The 265-nt window shown below is 44.2% G+C and carries 1 pseudogene; it reads left to right on the plus strand.

Annotated elements, in window-relative coordinates:
• Nucleotides 1-265: pseudogene (locus AAEY87_RS14065) on the plus strand (hypothetical protein); the annotation flags it as partial.

Genomic DNA, 265 nt, shown 5'->3' on the forward strand with positions numbered 1-265 from the left:
TTCGTGCCCTGATTGGATCAAAGGCCGTGATAATGAGTATGGCCGCGGTATGCTTGGACAATACTGCCTGATATTTGAAAACACTAAACTGCCGCATACCCGTTATCAAGTGATTGATGGACAGTGGCGACCAGACAGCAGTTTTGTTGATACCAGTACAGATGATAAGACGCTTACTATTCCCAGTGCGATTCGTTCTAGTCAAATCAGCAATAATCCGACGGTCAAAAAGATGGATTTTAGCTTGGATCAAGTGCCGTTAGAT

Source organism: Psychrobacter sp. S1-30-MNA-CIBAN-0213 (genome assembly GCF_040309845.1).
Taxonomy (GTDB): Bacteria; Pseudomonadota; Gammaproteobacteria; order Pseudomonadales; family Moraxellaceae; genus Psychrobacter.